Raw genomic sequence first — 17497 nt, 5'->3', positions numbered from 1 at the left:
TCAGAAATCCCCGTAGAGTGATTCGCGCAGCTCTTGGCGGAACGGCTCCAGCTTGTGCGAATGCGGATGGAAGCCCAGGCCGATCCAGCGGTCGGTCTCGCGGCCGCTGCCGTCGATCTGCACCTCGTGCCGGAACATCTCCTGGGTGGTGATCAGGTTGTCGCTGACCCCGGTGATCTCGGTGATCGAGACCAGCACCCGGCGCCCGCTGCCCAGCCGGGAGATCTGCACGATGAAATCGATGGCGCTGGCGATCTGGCGGCGCAGGCTGTCCTCGCTGCCCTGGAAGCCGGCAAAGCCGGCCAGCATCTCGATGCGGTACAGGCAGTCGCGGGGTGTATTGGCGTGGATGGTGGCCATCGATCCGTCATGGCCGGTGTTCATCGCCTGCAGCATTTCCAGCACTTCAGCGCCACGCACTTCGCCGACCACGATGCGGTCCGGGCGCATGCGCAGGCTGTTGCGGACCAGGTCGCGGATGCTGACCGCGCCCTGGCCCTCGGCGCCGCCGATGCGGCTCTCCAGGCGCACTACGTGCGGATGGTTCAGCGAAAGCTCGGCGGTGTCTTCCACGGTGATGACGCGCTCGTTGGCAGGCACGTAGCTGGCCAGGGCATTGAGCAGCGAGGTCTTGCCCGAGCTGGTGCCGCCGGAGACCAGGATGTTGCAGCGGCCCAGCACCATCGCCTTCAGCAGGGCCTGCATCGGCGCATCGAAGGTGCCCTTGGCGAGCAGTTCGTCGGGGGTGAACGGGTCCTTGCGGAACTTGCGGATGGACACCATCGGTCCGTCCACCGCCAGCGGCGAGATGATCGCGTTGAGGCGGCCGCCGTTGGGCAGGCGCGCGTCGACCATGGGGTTGGAGTCATCCAGCCGGCGGCCGAGCGGCGCGAGAATGCGACGCAGGATGCGCAGCAGGTGGGTGTCATCGGTGAAGCGCTGGGTGGCGCGCTTGAGCTGGCCGCCCTGCGAAACGTGCACGTCCTTGAAGCCGTTGATCAGGATGTCTTCGATGGAAGGGTCATGCAGGAGGTCGTCCAGCGGGCCGAAACCGGTCAGCTCCTTGACCAGGCCCTCGGCGACCACCTGCATCTCTTCCTCGTTGATCGGGATGCGCCATTCCTGGATGAAGCCCACGGTCTGCACCTGCACCCAGCGGGCGATGGTGTCCGGGGCCCAGGAATCGATGTCGATGCGCTCGTCCTCGATGCTGTTGAGCAGGTGCTCATGCGCGGCCGACAGCACCTTCTGGTACTGCTCGGTCTGCGCGAACGGCAGGTGGCCCGGGGTAGTTTCGGGCACCACCGGGCGGGCAACGGCATGCGGGAACGGGGTTACCTTGTCTTCCATTGCGATCCACCCAGGGCAAGGGAGAGTCTTTCCCGCAGGCCATGCGGCTGGACCGGGCAGGCGGCCGGATCCAGGCGTGACACGAGCGGGGCGAGGGCACGCAGATAGGGGTCGCGCGGGGCATCCTGCAGCAGCAGGTGGCCCTGGCTGGCGGCCAGGCGCACGCGCGGTCGTTCGGGCAGCGTCGCCAGCAGCGGTACTTCGAAGCGGCGCGCGATCTGTTCCGGGCTCATGCCGCTGCTGTCATCGTGGCGGTTGATCACCAGCTGCAGGCGCTTCTCGCGCTCGCGCTGGCCCGCCAGGTGCTTCAGCGCCTGGTCCAGCGAGACCAGCGTGGCGATCGAGGCATCGGTGACCAGCCAGATCTCGTCAGCCTGGTCCAGCAACAAGGGCGGAAGCTGCCGCAGCGGGCAGCCGCCGGCGTCGCACAGCACGCTGGCGAACACGCCGCGCAGGCGTTGCAGCAGCGCGCCAGGATCGGAGGGCGGAACGGCATCGCCGCCACTGGCACGATCCAGCAGCACCAGTCCGGAGTCATGGCGCGCCATGGCCGTGCGGGCGAGGGTGGCATCGATGCGGCTGGCATTGCGCAGCGCGTCTTCGTAATGGAATCGGCTGTCGAGATTGAGATACAGCGCGAGGTCACCAGAGGGCTGCGCCAGCTCCATCAGCAGGCCGTCCTGCTGCAGGGCTTCGCCCTGGGCCAGGGCACGCGTCTGCTGCGCCAGCACCGAAAGATGTGCGGCCAGGGTGCTGGTGCCGACGCCGGCGCGCACGCCCAGCAGCACAACCAGGCGCGCCTTGTGCGCGTGCTGGGCCACGGCGGCCGGGCGTGGTGACAGCGCACGCCGCAGGGCCGCCTCGATGCCTGCGTCGTCACTGTCCAGGTCCAGTACATCGCGCAGGCCAGCGCGCAGCGCGATCACCACGCCCTCAACCTGGCCGGCGCTGGTGGCGCCCACCGCGACCAGGGGCAGGTCGGGTTGGGTCTGCTGCAGCTGCTGTGCCAGCACGCTCGACGCGGCCGCATGCTCGGGCCGGAAGTCGAGCAGCACCAGGCTCTGCGGGCCGCGCTGCAGGTCCTGCGCGGAGGTAGGAGCGTTGCTGTCCTGCCAATGCAGGGTGGTGCTCGGCGGCAGCTTGGCAGCCAGCCGGGGCAGCAGTTCGCGATCCATGCCATACAGGACCAGGTTCATCGGGGGTCCTTGCGGATGCAGCGGCTGGGCAGTGGCGTAGGGCATGGGCGTGGTATCGCAGGCATCATGGAGTCAGCGCGAGAACCCGGGCACCGGGTCCTGGCTGACCGGACCCAGCAACCAGGAACCCCACTCGGGGAGGTGCGGCTTGGCTTCGCGCTCGCCGGGCAGCGGCAGTTCGGCGTTGCGTGCCAGCGGCTGCACCAGGCGCGGGGTGACGATGATCACCAGCTCCTTGTCCTGGCGCTTGTAGTCGAAGTTGCGGAAGAACGAACCGATGATCGGCAGGTCGCCCAGCAGCGGAATCTTGCTGACGTTGGAGACGATGTTGGAGCTGACCAGGCCACCGATGACGAAGCTCTCACCATCGCCCAGCTCGACCGTGGTGTCGGCGCGGCGGGTGGTGATCGAGGGGATCTGCACGTTGTTGAGCATGATGGAATTGCTGTAGTCCAGGTCGCTCGCTTCGGGCGCGACCTTCAGCGCGATCCGGTTCGCCGCCAGCACGGTCGGGGTCACGGTCAGGCCGATGCCGAACGGCTTGTAGGTGATCGTGGTGGTGCCAAGCCCTTGCGGTTCCAGGATCGGCAGTTCGCCGCCGGCCAGGAAACTGGCGCTCTGCCCGGACAGCGCCACCAGCGTCGGCTCGGCCAGCACCCGGGCCATGCCATTGCTCTGCAGCAGTTCGACGTCGGCGTTCCACAGGCCCTTGGTCGAGCCGAACACCAGGCGGAATGCCGAGGAAATCGGTGACACCGCTTCGTTGCTGACGTTGCCTTCCTTCATGCCCGGCAGTACGCCGGTGTTGCCCGGCAACCCGGTACCGGGCCGCGCGAAGCCATAGGCGAAGCCGCCGTTGCGGTTCTGGAAGTTGATGCCGATCTGCTTCATCGCGGTCTTGTTGAACTCGACCACCTTGACCTCGACCTGGACCACGCCGCCGCTGCTGATGGTGGACGTATCGGCAAGCACACCGTCCTTGCCCAGTGCCATCGCCGCCGTGCGTTGTTCCTGCATGTGCGAGAGCACGCTGTCGGTGCTTCCCTGCAACAGGCCCTGCTGGTCCTGTTGGGTGAAGACGAGATCGTTGCCGCCGGTGCTGGCAGCGCCCTGTACGGCGCTCTGCACCCGTACCGTCACCCGTTGCGGCTCGGCCTGCTTGCGGTGCCACAGCAGCAGGGTGGTGGTGCCGGGCATCTTGCCCACCAGCAGCGCCTGGCGCTGGCCACGCAGCATCACGATGTCGGCCACGCCGGGGTCGGCAATGGCCACCCGCTCCAGGTCGGCCGGCAGGTTCCAGGGACGCTGCTCACGGGCCTGCAGCACCAGGTCATCGGCGGCCACGCTCGTTGCCGGTGCCAGCAGCACCAGCAGCAGGGCCAGCCAGTGCTGGCGGGGAGAGAGGCGTGGACGGCGGCGACGTTCGGTCATGGATGCGCTCGATGCAGGTCAAAGGGAGCCACGGGGGGCGGAACTGTCGCCACGGATGATCTCGATACCCGACGCGCGCGGGGCGCTGCGACGGGGCGCCGGCGCGCGCGCGGGTGCATCCGCGTTGCTGCGTGGCGGGGCGCTGCCGCGGCCGGCCAGCGCGTCGCCGTCGATACCGGCGAAGGCGTGGTTCTCCGGGCGCTGCAGTGCCAGCTGCTGCTCCGCGTCGAGCCCACGCAGCGGATCGATCACGCCGCGCGACTGGGGGAACAGCGCCAGGTCGGGCAGGCCGGTATCGGCGGGATTGCGCAGCGCCAGGAACAGCTTGCCCTGCTGTGCACCCAGCAGCAGCCGATTGGCGTCGGCCACCGGTACCGCCAGCACCGCGCTGCGCGCGGGTTGCGGGGCTTCATTGCTGCTGTGGCTGCCGCCACTGCCGGTGATGTCGGCCGCGCGCGGGTCGTTGCGGGTGTCGGCCTCGCTACTGGAGGTGGCCTCTGAGGCGACCGGCGCGATGTCCTGCTGGCCATAGCTCAGCACGCGCAGGCGCGACAGCAGCAGGCGCGTCTGCGCGGCTTCGGCGGGGCTGTTGATGCTGGGCTGGGCATTGCGCAGGTTGAGGAAGACGTCGACGAAGTCACCGGGAAGGATGCGGTTGCCGGCACCGACCAGTTCGTCCACGGGCACGGCCAGTGCGCGCTCGCCCGGCCGCAGCTGCAGCGAGAAGCCCTGTGCCAATGCGCTGCTGCTGATCGGGCTGCCTTCGGCGATGTCCTGCACCGGCACCTTGCCGACCACGGCGGCGATGCTGGTGGCGGCACCGGCGACGGGTGAGGTGCGCTGGGCCAGGCGCAGGCCGTTGGCGCTGATCGGCTCGCCCGCAGGCAGGCGTGCCACGGCTTCCACCACCGTGATGGCCTGCGCCTCGTTGTGCGCGATTGGCGCGACCGTGACCGGTGCGGCCGGTTTGCGCCCGATCATGAAAGCGATCAGCGCCAGCAGCACGGCCAGGCCGATCAGGGCGACGGCAGCGATGCGGGTCAACTTGAGCATGGGACCGTCTCCAAAATACCGATCATCAGTTGCCGCTGCCGAGATCGAGCTGGGCGACCGCGACGCTGCGGATGGGAGCCTGCATCACCCACTTGTAGAGCGTGGCGGTGCCGGGCAGGAAGGGATAGCTGGCGTAGTCGTAGCTGACCGTCACGGTCATGCACTGGGCCGTGGCCAGGCCGGCGCAGGGCGCCTGTGCCGACACCACGATGGCGTTGCTGCCCCCCGCGCTGCAGTCCACGTTCTGCTTGGAAAACTGCAGCAGCCATTGCATCGAGGTGCGTGCGGCGACGCAGGCGGCAGTGCGCCGCTCGTCGGCCGTGCCGTAACGCAGCGAGGCGCGCGCGCCTTCGGCCGAGGCGGTGGCCAGGGTCTGTTGCGCCGCCATGATCATCACCCCGGAGAAGGTGAACAGCAGCAGCGGCAACAGGCCGAGCATCAGCATCAGCGCGAACTCGATGCTGGCGACGCCGCGTTGCAGGCGTGGGCTGCGGGTGTTCATGCTGCACCTCCGTAGATGCTGGCCAGCACCCAGCCGATGGCGGCGAGTGCCAGGTAGGCTGCATAGGGAATGCCACGTCGTCCCTGGCGGGCGGCCTGCATGTCGCGCAGGGCCGGATGCGTCTGCCATTGCGTGCTGGTGCGATTGACCTGCATCTGCAGGTGGCCGGGCAGCAACACGCCCAGGCGCCGGCCAGCCAGCACCAGCACGGCGTGCAGCCCGGCGGCGAGGCTGGCCACCAGCCAGACCGGCAGCAGCGCCTGCCAGCCCAGCATCAGCCCCAGCACGGCGAAGAACTTCACATCACCGGCGCCCATCCAGCGCAGGGCATAGAACGGCAGCAGCGCCACCAGGCCGAGCGCCGCGCCGGCAACGTGGGGCAGCCACGGCTGGCGCGGCGCGCCGAACTGGCCGGCGACGATCACCACGGTGGCGATCACGCATGCGGCGATCAGCCAGGCGTTGGGCACCCGACGGGCATACAGATCACTGATCGCGATCCGCAGGCACACGCCGATGGCCAACAATCCCAGCAGTGTCATCGCACACTCCATCGTCCGTCACTGGACGGTCTTCGCCTGGTTCCATGCGCCCCGCCGTCGCGGCCCTGCCGGCCGCGCGCGGTCGCCGCTTAGGTCGTCGAGCCCGACGCCTTGGTCGCCAGTGCGGAGAGGTTCTTGAACAGCGTTTCGAAGAACCCCTTGATCTGGTCGTTGCCGACCGCGATCAGGATGCCGGCGATGACGGCGGCCAGCAGCCCGTACTCGAGCGCGGTGACGCCGTCTTCTTCCTTCAGGAATTTGCGGATCGATGCGTTCATGACCAATGTCTCCCTCTACCTGTCTGCGGATGCAGTACACCTGCGTTGGGCGGTGGCCCGGCTCCGCCGGGATCGTCCGTGGGCCTCCGCGCGTCCTGGCGGAGGAGGCACGGCGGGTTGGACCCGCTGTGCTCAAGCAGGGTGATCGTCTCCAGGCGGGACATTGGCCGCACGGTCGCGACCGCACGGCGCGGGGCCGGTGGTCGAGGCATCCAATGATGCGTGCGTGGTCATGCTGTCCCCCTGGGTGCGGCCAGATCAGATGGCCGGATCACCGTGATATCGACTTTGCCTGAATGGCGGTTGGCTGCAACTGGAACCTATATGCAAATTCGGCAGAAACCCCGGAATCCTGAAACTTTCAGATTGTTTCTGTGACGAAAATCCGTTCGCAGGCAAAACGATTCATGGTCGTGCAGATAATGTGATTCCATTTTCCGGCGCATGCGAAAACCGTGCCACTCGCTCCGACATTTTCTTCACCTGTGTATCTATTTTCATCATTTCAGTCCGCGGGTTTACCTTTGCAGATTATTGGGCATACTCGCATTCAAGCTATTGCATTTCCCTGGTCGGTCGCATCGAAGCCGGTGCGGCCGGCACGGCATCGGAAGTGGTTAATGGATCGATGCGCGCCCTGTCAGGCAGTGGGGGCCGCATCGCATGGCGGATCAACGGGGGACAACACTGTCATGGTCGATGGTGGGGTAGAAGACAGCGACGACAGCGGCCTGCGGTCGATAGACCTGGCCACGCTGAGCGGCGTGCTTCGTGTCTGTGATGTCGAACTGCTGCTGCTTGATGGCAATGGGCCACGTGCGGCGTTCGCTTCGCGCGTGCACGAGGAAGCCCTGTTCTGCAGCATCAGCTGCGGTTTCCATTGCCGTGGCCGCTTCATGCTGCCGCCGGACTGGGCGATGCTGGGGTATCTGCACGCCACCGATGAAACGCTGAGCTGGTGCCATGGCGTGCCGCTCACGCCCGGCATGGCGCTGACGATCATGCCGGAGGGCATCAGTGAGTTCACCCTGAGCCCGGGCACGCACATGACCCTGATGCTGGTGCCGGTGGCCCGCGTGCAGCGCAAGCTGACCGAACTGAGCCTGCGCAGCACGCCACCTGCTGGCCAGGCACTGTCATTGTTCAACCTGGCCAGCGAAACCACGCCGCTGGCACGCCACTACCAGCAGCTGCACCTGCAGCTGGGGCAGGGTGCAGGCCTGCAGCCGGAAGAAACCGAAAGCCTGCTGCATGAGCATGTGCAGGCTCTTCTGGGCGCCGGTGCGGCGGATCGCCCGGGCTGCAGCCGTGCACGGCGCACGCATTATCTGATCGCGCAGCGAGCAGAGAACTTCATGCGGCTCAACCTGCGCCGCAATATCTACATGAATGAGATCTGCGATGCCGCCGGCGTCAGTGAGCGCGGCCTGCGCTATGCGTTCGAAGACCTGTTTGGAACCTCGCCGAACCGCTATCTCTCCATGCTGCGCCTGTGCGCGGCCTGCCGCAGCCTGTCGATGGCCGATTCCAGCCGTCGCTCGGTGAAAGCCATCGCCCTCAGCTGCGGCCTGTGGGACCTTTCGCGCTTCGCCGACAATTACCGCAAGGTATTCGGCGAACTGCCGCGCGATACCCTGATGCGCGCGCCCGCGCAGATCGGCCAGCCGGCCTGAGCCAAGCCCCGCAAGGGTTTCCGCGGCGTTCATGCCGGAATTGCATATCCGCTTGCCGATCGTGTTGCCGCTTCTGCATAACCGGCTGCCGATTCCGGCCGTGGATTTGCCGGAATGCGCGATTGCCGTGCCGGATTGAAGTGCACCGGCGCCGTTGCAACCGCTGAAATGTCAGTCACCTGCCTAACGGCAAGTCCACTGTCATTCCAGTTGTTCGCCTACGGGGGAAATGCTCATGAACCGCATCTACCGGCGTGTATGGAACCGCCAGCTCAATGCTCTGGTTGTGGCCTCGGAACTGGCCACCGGCGACAGCGGCGGCAGCGCCGCACGCGATCCGCGCGCCTTCCTGCTGATGCCCACCGCCCTGGCCCTGGCACTGCTGTGCGCGCTGGCCAGCGGCCACGCAGGGGCATCGGAAACCAATCAATCGTTGCGTGACCTGCAAGCGCTTGCGGCGAAGTATGCGCAGCCGATGCCGGTCAAGGTCGACGCTGAAGTGGCCCTGGCTGCCGCTGCGCGACAGGCGCAGAGCAGCCCCGCGATCAGTGCGGATGCTCGCCTGGGCCTGCAGTTGAACACCACGTCGCTGCCGGTGGTGCGTGACGTATTGCCGGCCACCGTGCAGGTGAAGCTGGCAGCGGACACCGCGCCGAAGCAGGTGGCCGTCCCGGCGCTGGCGGCCGATGTCCGCGCCACTGTCGGCCTGGGCAACGCTGCGGGCAAGGCAGCACAGGTGGATGCATCGCTGGCAGCGCACGTTGCGCCCGGCGCGCAGGCGCCGCTGGGTGTCGCCGCCGATGCACGCGCCAAGGCCAAGGTCGGAGTCGCCGGCCGCCAGGTCGCTTCGATCGATGCTGGTGCCAAGGCCTTGGCGGGCCTCAGCGGTTCGTCCCTGAAGACCTCTGTCGACGGCAACACCGACGCGCATCTGGCGGTGGCTGGCCATCACATCGAAGGTCAGGGCCAGGCCCGGGCGACAGCCGCAGTCACGCTGCCGGCCAAGGAGGAATTGCCGGGTGACACGCATGATCGCGCCATCAGTGCCGCGTTCGATGCCGGCGCCGCCGGCAAGGTGCGCGTGCAGGCGCCGGACGGCCAGGAAGTGATCGCCGACCGCAACCTGAAGCTGGCCGGACAGGCGACCGTCGCCGCGCAGCACAGCGCGCTGGGCGTTGGCAACCTGGTGGGCGGCGCGGTGGGTGCTGTCGGTGGGACGCTTCACGGTGCTGCGGGTGCGGTCGGCAGCACGGTGGGTGGTGCGCTGAACGGCACCGTCGGAACGGTGGGCGGTGCTGTCGGCGGCGCGCTGAACGGTACTGTCGGAACGGTTGCCGGTGCAGTGAGCGGCGCACTGAACGGTACCGTTGGCACCGTTGGCAGCGCAGTGGGCGGTGCACTCAATGGCACGGTTGGCCAGGTCGGTAGTGCGGTAGGTGGCACGCTCAACAACACGGTCGGCGCAGTCGGCGGTGCAGTGGGGGGTGCACTGAACGGCACCGTCGGAACGGTTGGCGGTGCGGTGGGTGGCACGCTCAGCAACACGGTCGGCGCAGTCGGCGGTGCACTGAACGGCACCGTCGGAACGGTTGGCGGTGCGGTGGGTGGCACGCTCAACAACACGGTCGGCGCAGTCGGCGGTGCACTGAACGGCACCGTCGGAACGGTTGGTGGTGCGGTGGGTGGCACGCTCAACAACACGGTCGGCGCAGTCGGCGGTGCAGTGGGTGGTGCTCTGAACGGCACCGTTGGCACAGTTGGCGGCGCAGTGGGTGGCACGCTCAACAACACGGTCGGCGCAGTCGGCGGTGCACTGACCGGCACCGTCGGAACAGTTGGCGGTGCAGTGGGCGGCACGCTCAACAACACGGTCGGCGCAGTCGGCGGAGCACTGAACGGCACCGTCGGAACGGTTGGGGGTGCAGTGGGTGGTGCGCTCAACAACACGGTCGGCGCAGTCGGCGGTGCACTGAACGGCACCGTCGGAACGGTTGGTGGTGCGGTGGGTGGCACGCTCAACAACACGGTCGGCGCAGTCGGCGGTGCACTGAACGGCACCGTCGGAACGGTTGGGGGTGCGGTGGGTGGCACGCTCAACAACACGGTCGGCGCAGTTGGTGGTGCACTGAACGGCACCGTCGGAACGGTTGGTAGCGCAGTGGGCGGCACGCTGAACGGCACCGTTGGCACCGTTGGCAGCGCAGTGGGCGGCGCACTCAACGGCACGGTTGGCCAGGTCGGCAGCGCAGTGGGTGGCACGCTCAACAACACCGTCGGCACGGTCGGTGGTGCAGTGGGCGGCATTCTCAACGGTACCACCGGCAGCCCCACCAGCGGCCTGGGCGGTGTGCTGGGTAGCACGCTGGGCAATGTCGGCAGCGCGGTGGGCAACCTGCTCAACGGCAATCTCAATGGCACCATCGGCAATCTGGGCACCGCCGTGGGTGGCCTGGTCGGTGGCACGCTCAGCGGTCTCGGCCTGACCAAACCCTCTGCGATTCCGCCGACCAGCCCGAAGGCGCCGGCGGCGGCCGACCCGAATGCGGGCCTGATCATCGGTACCGGTGGCCTGGTCGGCAATGTCGGCCAGCTGATCGGGCCGACCACCACCAGCCTGTTCGGTGGCAACGGCTACCTGAGCAACGGCAACCTCAAGCTCAGCAACGCCAACGTGATGCAGACCTATTCAACGGTCAATGTGCTGGGCCTGCCGGTGGTCAACCTGTCGCCGGTCGGCAGCACCCTCAACGGACTGGGCGGCGCTGCCACGGGTGGCAGCTCGCACCTGACCCTGATCGGTGGCGTCACCTCCGACAGCTACATCTACAACATCAACAACGGCAATCCGGGTGGCCTGCTGGGTCTGCTGCTGCCGAAGGATTCCCCGGCCTGGGCGGCCAAGTGCCTGGACATCGCGCTGGCCGACATTTCCTGCTGGGCCGTCAACGCGGCTCAGGATTACCAGGTGCTGATGGGCGATGGCGCCTTCGCCAACGGCTCCAAGGAAGTGGTGATCGGTGCCAACGCGCGCCATGAACTGCCGAAGGTCGATGCCAACGTCGCCTTCCCCGGTGATGGCGTGAACGATCCGAGCAATCCCACCGGCGTGCCGACGGCCGACTATGCCGCGCGCATGGGCCATTCGGTCGTCGTCGGCGACAGCGCCGTCGGTACCGCCAACGGGCAGACCCTGCTGGGTGCCGAATCCACCTCCAACCAGGCCAACTCGGTCGCGCTGGGCTACCGCTCGGCTGCGCTGCGCGGCGCGCAGGCCAGCTACAGTGCCTATGGCCTCACTGCGCCGCAGGTCTCGGCCGGTGAAGTGTCAGTGGGTACCGCCGGCGGTGGCGAGCGCCAGATCACCAACGTGGCTGCCGGCAGCGTCAACACCGACGCGGTCAACGTGGCGCAGCTGAAGGGTGCGATCAGCCTGATCAACGGCGTGGCGGATGCCGCGGTGACCTACGATCTGGATGCCGGCGGCAATCCGAACTATCGCCGGGTCACGCTCGGCGCAGGCACCGGCACCACCACCATCGGCAACCTTGCCGCCGGTGCGGTCACCGCAGGCAGCCTGGAAGCGGTCAACGGCGGCCAGCTGGCGGCGACCAACAGCGCCATCGCCAGCTTCTTCGGTGGCCGCGCGGCCTTCGATCCCGCCAGCGGCATCTTCACCGCACCGCTGTTCGAGATCAGCACGATCTCCACCGGCGGCGCCATCGCCAAGGGCCTGTACACCAACGCCACCGATGCCTTCGCGGCGGTGGATGGCTCGCTGGTCAACCTCAACTCGCAGATCACCGATATCCGCAATGGCGGCACCAAGTACCTGCGGGTGAACTCGACCGGCACTGAAGCGGTGGCCAGTGGCACCGATTCGATCGCGGTCGGCACCAATGCGCGGGCGACGGCGGCCAACGCCATCGCGGTGGGGGCAGGCAGCCTGGCCGATCGTGCCAACTCCGTGTCGATCGGCGCCGCCGGTGCCGAGCGCCAGGTCACCAACATGGCGGCCGGTACCGCGGCGACCGATGCGGTCAACCTGGGCCAGCTGCAGGCCTCGGAGCAGGGCGCGCTGCGCTATGACCTCAACCCCGATGGCAGCGTCAACTACGCCAGCGCCACGCTGGGCCAGACCGGCACGGCCACCACGCTGCGCAACCTCGGCCCGGGCCAGGTCAGTGCCACCAGCAGCGAGGCCATCAACGGTGCCCAGCTGTTCGCGGCCAACCAGGCCGTGGCCACCCACCTCGGCGGTGGTGCTGCGGTCAACGCCAGCGGCGTGCTGACCGCACCGACGTACTCGATCAACAACGTCGCCGCCAACGGCACCGTGACCAAGGGCAGCTACAACGACGTCGGCACCGCGTTCGATGCGGTCAGCAATTCGCTGGCCAACGTTGCCGACCAGACCGGCGAGATCGACAAGCTGGCCGTGAAGTACGACGTCGATGGCAGTGGCAATGTGATCAACAGCGTGACCCTCAAGGGGAGCGGCACCGGCGCAGTAAAGGTGACCAACGTTGCCGCGGGTAGCATCCTGGCCGGCAGCAGCGACGCCATCACCGGCGACCAGCTGTTCAGCACCCACAGCACCATCGCCAACTACTTCGGCGGCACCACTGCCTTCAACGGCACCACCAATGTGTGGACCGCGCCGACGTTCAGCATCTCCAGCATCGCCACCGATGGCACCTTCACCAGCGGCGATTACAACAACGTCACTGCCGCCTTCACTGCTGTCGATGGTTCGCTGAAGGTCCTCAACCAGCGCATCACCAACGGTGGCGGCAGTGCCTACCTGGCGGTGAATTCGACGGCGGCCGCAGCAACCGCAGCCGGTGCGGAAGCGGTGGCGGTCGGCCCGCAGGCCAGTGCGGCCGGCGCCAACAGCGTGGCGGTCGGCAATGGCGCCAGCAGCAGTGCCGGCAACAGCGTGGCACTGGGTGCCGGCTCGGTGGCCAGCGTCGGTGCGCAGAGCGGTTACACCGGCGCCTATGGGCAGACGGGTGCCAGCAATTCCGCTGGCGAGGTGTCGATCGGCAGCAGTGGCAGCGAGCGCAAGATCACCCACGTCGCGGATGGCTCCGATGACCACGATGCGACCAATGTCGGGCAGCTGAAGAACGGCGTGAACTACGCCATCGACCAGTCCAAGTCCTACACCGACCAGAAGATCCAGAACATCACCAACGTGGCCGGCAGCTTCCGTGCCAACAACACCAACAACCTGGCCGACCCGTCCGCCAGCGGCGCCAATTCGGCCGCCGGTGGTGCAGGCTCCACCGCCGCCGGTGCCAACTCGACCGCGCTGGGCAATGGTTCGCAGGCGCAGGCTGACAACGCGGTGGCGCTGGGTGCGGGTTCGGTGGCGAACCGGGCCAACACGGTCTCGGTCGGTGCCGCCGGTGCCGAACGCCAGGTGGTCAACGTGGCCGACGGCTCGCAGGCCACCGATGCGGTCAACGTGCGCCAGCTGCAGGCTTCGCAGCAGGGCACGATCCGCTACGACACCACGGTGAACGGCGCGACCAACTACAACAGTGTCACCCTGGGCAGCACCAGCAGCGGCCCGACCACGGTCCGCAACGTTGCCGCCGGCACCGCCGGTACCGACGCGGTCAATGTGGACCAGCTGAAGTCGGGCATGGCGCAGACCCTGGACTGGTCGAAGGCCTACACCGACGAGCGCATGGGCGGCTTCGAGCGCGACCTGCGCAAGACCGACAACCGTGCCTCGGCCGGTATCGCCTCGGCAATGGCCACCGCGGCGCTGCCGCAGCCCAGCGAGGCGGGCCGCAGCATGGCCTCGATCGCCGCCGGCAGCTACAACGGCGAATCAGGCGTGGCGCTCGGTATCTCCGGTGTCTCCGAAGGCGGCCGCTGGATCTACAAGTTCAGCGGTTCGACCAACAGCCGTGGCGAGGCCGGTGTGGCCGTCGGTGCCGGCATCCAGTGGTGATCCCCGCCGCCGGGCCGCACGCGCGGCCCGGCATCGCGGAAACGTCTACAGGGGGAATGACATGAAACAGCATCGCATCGCCCGCGCCGGCCAGTGTGCCGCCACGCTGGGCCTGATCCTGGGGATGGGCCTGCTGGCCGCCTGCCGCAGCCATGCGCCGGCCGCCGACGGTCCTGCCGAAGCCACCGCCGTGCACTTCCCGGAGGCCTCGAAGGCCTCGCTGAAGGAAGGCATCTATCCCGACGTCGCCGACCTGCGCCGCTTCGCGCCGGGCATGACCAAGCGGCAGCTGTACACGCTGCTGGGCACGCCGCATTTCAATGAAGGCATGTGGGGCGTGCGCGAGTGGAACTACCTGTTCAATTTCCGCACCGCGCAAGGTGCGGAGTACTTCACCTGCCAGTTCCAGGTCCGTTTTGACAGCAAGGGCATTGCCCAGGCGGGCTACTGGAAGCCGGAATCGTGCGCGGCCGTGCTGGAGCCGCCGCGGCCACCGGCCCCGCCGGCACCGGTACCGGCACCGCTGCCGGAACAGCCGCTGCGGCTGTCGGCCGATGCGTTGTTCGGTTTCGACAGCGCGGTGCTCAGCGCCGAAGGCCAGCACGCGGTGCAGGGCATCCTGGCGCAGGTACGCGAAGCCGCGCAGGTGCAGTCGATCCGGGTAACCGGCTACACCGACCGTATCGGCAGCGCCAGTTACAACCAGACGCTGTCGCAGCGTCGCGCCGAGGCCGTGCGCAACGCGTTGGTGCAGGGTGGCGTGCCTGCAGCCAGCATCAGTGCCGAAGGGCGCGGCGCGGCCGAGCCGATCGTGCAGTGCGGGCAGCGCAACCGGCGCGAGCTGATTGCCTGCCTGGCGCCGAACCGGCGCGTGCAGATCGCCGGGATGGCGCAGCCACGTTGACCTTCCTGCGCCGGGGCGATGCCCCGGCATCCCGAGTCCCCCCTGACCGCCGGCAGGCGTGGCAACGTCTCCCCCGTCGTCCACGCCTGCCTGCGGCTCAGGTTTTCAAACGGTGCACGCGATGAATGCCCAATTCCTGCCACTCTCCATGAAGACGGAAGCTACGCTCAGCGTGTACGGCCAGCTCGGCAACCATGCCGTGGTGCGCATCCCCGGGCGACGCCTGCCGGGCCTGATCCTGCAGGCCGATACCGTGGCCGGGTTCCTGGCCCAGCTGCAGGAAGCCCAGGCCTGCCTGCGCAGCGGCCGCGCACAGCGCACCGATGCCGAGCTGGACATGCTGATCGACGTGCTGCAGCAGTGGTACGCACTGATCGAATCGCGCCTGGCCGACGCCGGCGAGGCACTGTAGAAGAAAAAGGGGACGGAGGGGATTAAGTCGTTTCTGGCACACCCGGGGCGAGAACGACTTAATCCCCTCCGTCCCCTTTTCCTAGGCGCGGGCGCGGACCAGCCAGCAGGCGGCATCCACGCGTACGCGGTCGCCTTCGATGAACGGCGCGAATGCGGCCAGTGCCTGGTCGCGGAGCACGGTGGCGCGGTCTTCCGGCATTGCGCGCAGGGCCAGCCCCAACGGGCCCAACTGGCCGACATAGGTCGGCAGGTCTTCGCGGGCGATCGAGCAGGGCAGGTCTACCGCAACCACCTCCACATCCTTCCAACCGGCGGCCTGCAGCAGCCGCTGTACCTGCCCGCCATCGGCAAAGGCGAACTGTCCCGGCGCGCCAGGTACCCGGGGCGGCAGATCCAGTGCATCGCCGATGGCGCGTTCGGCCGTGGTCATGAATGGGTTCTCGTGGGCACTGCGCCAGGCGATGAAGCGCAGCCCCGCGCCGGGTGTCGCGGCACGATGCAGGTTGGCGAAGGCAGCCTGGCTGTCCTCGAAGAACATCACGCCCAGCCGCGACTGGATCCAGTCGAAGTGCGCGGACGGCAGCGGATGCCGCTGCGCGTCTGCCACGATGAAGTCCGCGTCCAGTCCCGCAGCCTCGGCGCGCTGGCGGGCTAGCGCCAGCATCGGCGCGGAGATGTCCAGGCCGGTGCTGTGTGCCGCCGGGCGAGCGCGGGCTGACGCCAGCAGGCTGGCGCCGGTGCCGCAGCCGATGTCGAGCAGTTGCGTGACGGTCTCCGGAAGTTCAGTGGCCAGCAGGTCGGCCATCGGCTGGAACAGGCCATCGAGGATGGCCTGCTGGGCGACCCAGATCTGCCCGCCAGGGCCATTCCAGAGCGCATTCTGATCAACGGGGGATGTACTGGCCATGGCCTTGTCCTGCCGGGAAGTTGCCCATAGGTTGATGCTTGAAGGCGACTTGAGGTCAAGCCCGTGCGTGAACTGGATATCGGCGAGGTGGTGAAGCGCAGTGGCGTGCCGGCCTCGACCCTGCGCTACTACGAGCAGCTGGGGTTGTTGCAGGCCCTCGGCCGTCGCGGCCTGCGCCGGCAGTACGACGAGCAGGTGCTGGAACGGCTGGCGCTGATCGGCCTTGGCCAGGCGGCCGGGCTGTCGCTGCAGCAGATCGGGGCATCGCTGCCGCCGCAGCGCGGCTGCCTCACGCTGGATCGTGAGGCGCTGCTGGCGCAGGCTGATGTGCTGCAGCAACAGATCAGCCAGCTGCAGCGGATACGCCGTCACCTGCAACGCGCCGCGGCCTGCCCGGAAGCGCAGGATGCACGCCAGTGCGGTTCGTTCCGCAAGCTGCTGCGCGCGCAGCAGCGCAGGGCGGGTGGGTGAGAGAAGGGCATCCACGCATGGCGTGGATCTACTGCACCACGACCTCGGTAGGTCCACGCCATGCGTGGATGAATCAATCGCGGGTGCTGACTTCCCAGGTGGCATGCAGCACGCCCGGCACGTGTTCCATCCGTGCCAGCACCACGTCCAGCTCGTCGGCACTGACCGCCGTACTGACCAGCACCGCGATCACGTCGGTGGGGGCGTCGGCATGCTCGACCACCTGCACATCGCCCACCGGGTACTGCGCAGCCTCCAGCGCATCGACCAGGCGCTCGCGCACCCGCGGCACGGCTTCGGCATCCACGCTCAGGCGCACTTCATAGGTGGCTTCGGTCGCCGCCTCGTTGATCGGAATCCGGTTGATTGCATTCACCAGCGGCCGCAGCAGGGTGTTGCCGGCAATGATCAATACCGTCAGCAGCACGCCCTCGGCCAGCATGTCCGCACCGGTGCAGCTGCCGACCGCCGCCGAACACCACAGGGTGGCGGCAGTGTTCAGGCCGCGCACGTTCATGCCTTCCTTCATGATCACGCCGGCGCCGAGGAAGCCGACCCCGGAGACCACGTAGGAGATCACCCGCACCGCCTCGGCGCTGCCGGCGATACGCATGCCCAGGTCGACGAAGGCAGCGGCACCCACCGCCACCAGCACGTTGGTGCGCAGGCCGGCGGTGCGTTGCCGGTACTGGCGCTCGGCGCCGATCAGCGTGCCGAGCACGAAGGCGGCCAGCAGGCTGACCACGGTGTCGGCGAAGGGGCCGACCTGGAAGGTTTCAATGAAGCGCATGGTCGGAGTCTACCCGGTCGAAGT

At 67.9% G+C, this 17497-nt stretch carries 14 protein-coding genes; 5 read left to right on the top strand and 9 right to left on the bottom strand.

Features of this window, described 5'->3' with window-relative positions:
• The 7 genes from AB1281_RS10815 to AB1281_RS10785 all read right to left on the bottom strand — a co-directional run bounded on the left by AB1281_RS10815 (nucleotide 1) and on the right by AB1281_RS10785 (nucleotide 6352).
• Nucleotides 1-1350 (bottom strand): CpaF family protein, encoded by a 1350-nt coding sequence (locus AB1281_RS10815; protein WP_430345885.1) that lies wholly within the window; start codon nucleotides 1348-1350, stop codon nucleotides 1-3.
• Nucleotides 1335-2591: an AAA family ATPase gene (locus AB1281_RS10810; RefSeq protein ID WP_430345884.1), complete on the bottom strand. Its 1257-nt coding sequence runs from the start codon at nucleotides 2589-2591 to the stop codon at nucleotides 1335-1337. Before AB1281_RS10810 ends, AB1281_RS10815 begins: the two co-directional genes overlap by 16 nt.
• Before the next feature lie 27 nt (nucleotides 2592-2618).
• Nucleotides 2619-3977: a type II and III secretion system protein family protein gene (locus tag AB1281_RS10805; RefSeq protein ID WP_430345883.1), complete on the bottom strand. Its 1359-nt coding sequence runs from the start codon at nucleotides 3975-3977 to the stop codon at nucleotides 2619-2621.
• 18 nt (nucleotides 3978-3995) lie between these two features.
• Nucleotides 3996-5030, bottom strand: coding sequence for a Flp pilus assembly protein CpaB (gene cpaB, locus AB1281_RS10800; RefSeq protein ID WP_014037520.1), 1035 nt, complete (start codon nucleotides 5028-5030; stop codon nucleotides 3996-3998).
• Nucleotides 5031-5055: 25 nt separating this feature from the next.
• Nucleotides 5056-5532, bottom strand: coding sequence for a TadE/TadG family type IV pilus assembly protein (locus AB1281_RS10795; RefSeq protein ID WP_430345882.1), 477 nt, complete (start codon nucleotides 5530-5532; stop codon nucleotides 5056-5058).
• Complete coding sequence (locus AB1281_RS10790) at nucleotides 5529-6074, bottom strand: A24 family peptidase (RefSeq protein WP_430345881.1); 546 nt, start codon at nucleotides 6072-6074, stop codon at nucleotides 5529-5531. The genes AB1281_RS10795 and AB1281_RS10790 overlap by 4 nt, the downstream gene beginning before the upstream one ends.
• Nucleotides 6075-6163: 89 nt before the next feature.
• Nucleotides 6164-6352 carry a Flp family type IVb pilin gene (locus tag AB1281_RS10785; RefSeq protein WP_014037517.1) on the bottom strand — a complete coding sequence of 63 codons (189 nt, stop codon included), beginning with the start codon at nucleotides 6350-6352 and terminating at the stop codon, nucleotides 6164-6166.
• A gap of 692 nt (nucleotides 6353-7044) precedes the next feature.
• Here AB1281_RS10785 and AB1281_RS10780 point away from each other — a divergent pair.
• The 4 genes from AB1281_RS10780 to AB1281_RS10765 all read left to right on the top strand — a co-directional run bounded on the left by AB1281_RS10780 (nucleotide 7045) and on the right by AB1281_RS10765 (nucleotide 15303).
• The gene (locus tag AB1281_RS10780) at nucleotides 7045-8025 is read left to right on the top strand and encodes a helix-turn-helix domain-containing protein (RefSeq protein ID WP_430345880.1); all 981 of its coding nucleotides are present in this window, start codon (nucleotides 7045-7047) and stop codon (nucleotides 8023-8025) included.
• A 235-nt stretch (nucleotides 8026-8260) separates the two neighbouring features.
• Nucleotides 8261-13987: an ESPR-type extended signal peptide-containing protein gene (locus AB1281_RS10775; RefSeq protein ID WP_430345879.1), complete on the top strand. Its 5727-nt coding sequence runs from the start codon at nucleotides 8261-8263 to the stop codon at nucleotides 13985-13987.
• 61 nt (nucleotides 13988-14048) lie between these two features.
• Entirely contained in the window at nucleotides 14049-14891 is an 843-nt protein-coding gene (locus AB1281_RS10770) for an OmpA family protein (protein WP_430345878.1), read from the top strand.
• A gap of 148 nt (nucleotides 14892-15039) precedes the next feature.
• Entirely contained in the window at nucleotides 15040-15303 is a 264-nt protein-coding gene (locus AB1281_RS10765; protein ID WP_223224455.1) for a DUF6959 family protein, read from the top strand.
• Between the two features lie 81 nt (nucleotides 15304-15384).
• Here the strand turns inward: AB1281_RS10765 and AB1281_RS10760 are convergent, their stop codons facing one another.
• Nucleotides 15385-16212: a class I SAM-dependent methyltransferase gene (locus tag AB1281_RS10760; protein WP_430345877.1), complete on the bottom strand. Its 828-nt coding sequence runs from the start codon at nucleotides 16210-16212 to the stop codon at nucleotides 15385-15387.
• Nucleotides 16213-16275: 63 nt separating this feature from the next.
• Between AB1281_RS10760 and AB1281_RS10755 the strand changes: the two genes are divergently transcribed.
• Entirely contained in the window at nucleotides 16276-16683 is a 408-nt protein-coding gene (locus tag AB1281_RS10755) for a MerR family transcriptional regulator (protein WP_075677902.1), read from the top strand.
• A 73-nt stretch (nucleotides 16684-16756) separates the two neighbouring features.
• Here AB1281_RS10755 and AB1281_RS10750 read toward each other — a convergent pair whose 3' ends face one another.
• Nucleotides 16757-17473, bottom strand: a complete 717-nt coding sequence (locus AB1281_RS10750) for an MgtC/SapB family protein (protein WP_430345876.1) — start codon at nucleotides 17471-17473, stop codon at nucleotides 16757-16759.
• Between the last annotated feature and the right edge of the window lie 24 nt (nucleotides 17474-17497).

The organism is Stenotrophomonas sp. NRRL B-14846 (genome assembly GCF_050473585.1).
Classification (GTDB): domain Bacteria; phylum Pseudomonadota; class Gammaproteobacteria; order Xanthomonadales; family Xanthomonadaceae; genus Stenotrophomonas.
The sequence above is the reverse complement of the archived record's forward strand: the minus strand, read 5'-3'. Positions and strand labels throughout refer to the sequence as shown.

Coding starts and splice junctions, on each gene's coding strand:
- AB1281_RS10815 (WP_430345885.1), bottom strand. CDS start 1,350: ATGGAAGACAAGGTAACCCCGTTCCCGCATGCCGTTGCCCGCCCGGTG.
- AB1281_RS10810 (WP_430345884.1), bottom strand. CDS start 2,591: ATGCCCTACGCCACTGCCCAGCCGCTGCATCCGCAAGGACCCCCGATG.
- AB1281_RS10805 (WP_430345883.1), bottom strand. CDS start 3,977: ATGACCGAACGTCGCCGCCGTCCACGCCTCTCTCCCCGCCAGCACTGG.
- cpaB (WP_014037520.1), bottom strand. CDS start 5,030: ATGCTCAAGTTGACCCGCATCGCTGCCGTCGCCCTGATCGGCCTGGCC.
- AB1281_RS10795 (WP_430345882.1), bottom strand. CDS start 5,532: ATGAACACCCGCAGCCCACGCCTGCAACGCGGCGTCGCCAGCATCGAG.
- AB1281_RS10790 (WP_430345881.1), bottom strand. CDS start 6,074: ATGACACTGCTGGGATTGTTGGCCATCGGCGTGTGCCTGCGGATCGCG.
- AB1281_RS10785 (WP_014037517.1), bottom strand. CDS start 6,352: ATGAACGCATCGATCCGCAAATTCCTGAAGGAAGAAGACGGCGTCACC.
- AB1281_RS10780 (WP_430345880.1), top strand. CDS start 7,045: ATGGTCGATGGTGGGGTAGAAGACAGCGACGACAGCGGCCTGCGGTCG.
- AB1281_RS10775 (WP_430345879.1), top strand. CDS start 8,261: ATGAACCGCATCTACCGGCGTGTATGGAACCGCCAGCTCAATGCTCTG.
- AB1281_RS10770 (WP_430345878.1), top strand. CDS start 14,049: ATGAAACAGCATCGCATCGCCCGCGCCGGCCAGTGTGCCGCCACGCTG.
- AB1281_RS10765 (WP_223224455.1), top strand. CDS start 15,040: ATGAAGACGGAAGCTACGCTCAGCGTGTACGGCCAGCTCGGCAACCAT.
- AB1281_RS10760 (WP_430345877.1), bottom strand. CDS start 16,212: ATGGCCAGTACATCCCCCGTTGATCAGAATGCGCTCTGGAATGGCCCT.
- AB1281_RS10750 (WP_430345876.1), bottom strand. CDS start 17,473: ATGCGCTTCATTGAAACCTTCCAGGTCGGCCCCTTCGCCGACACCGTG.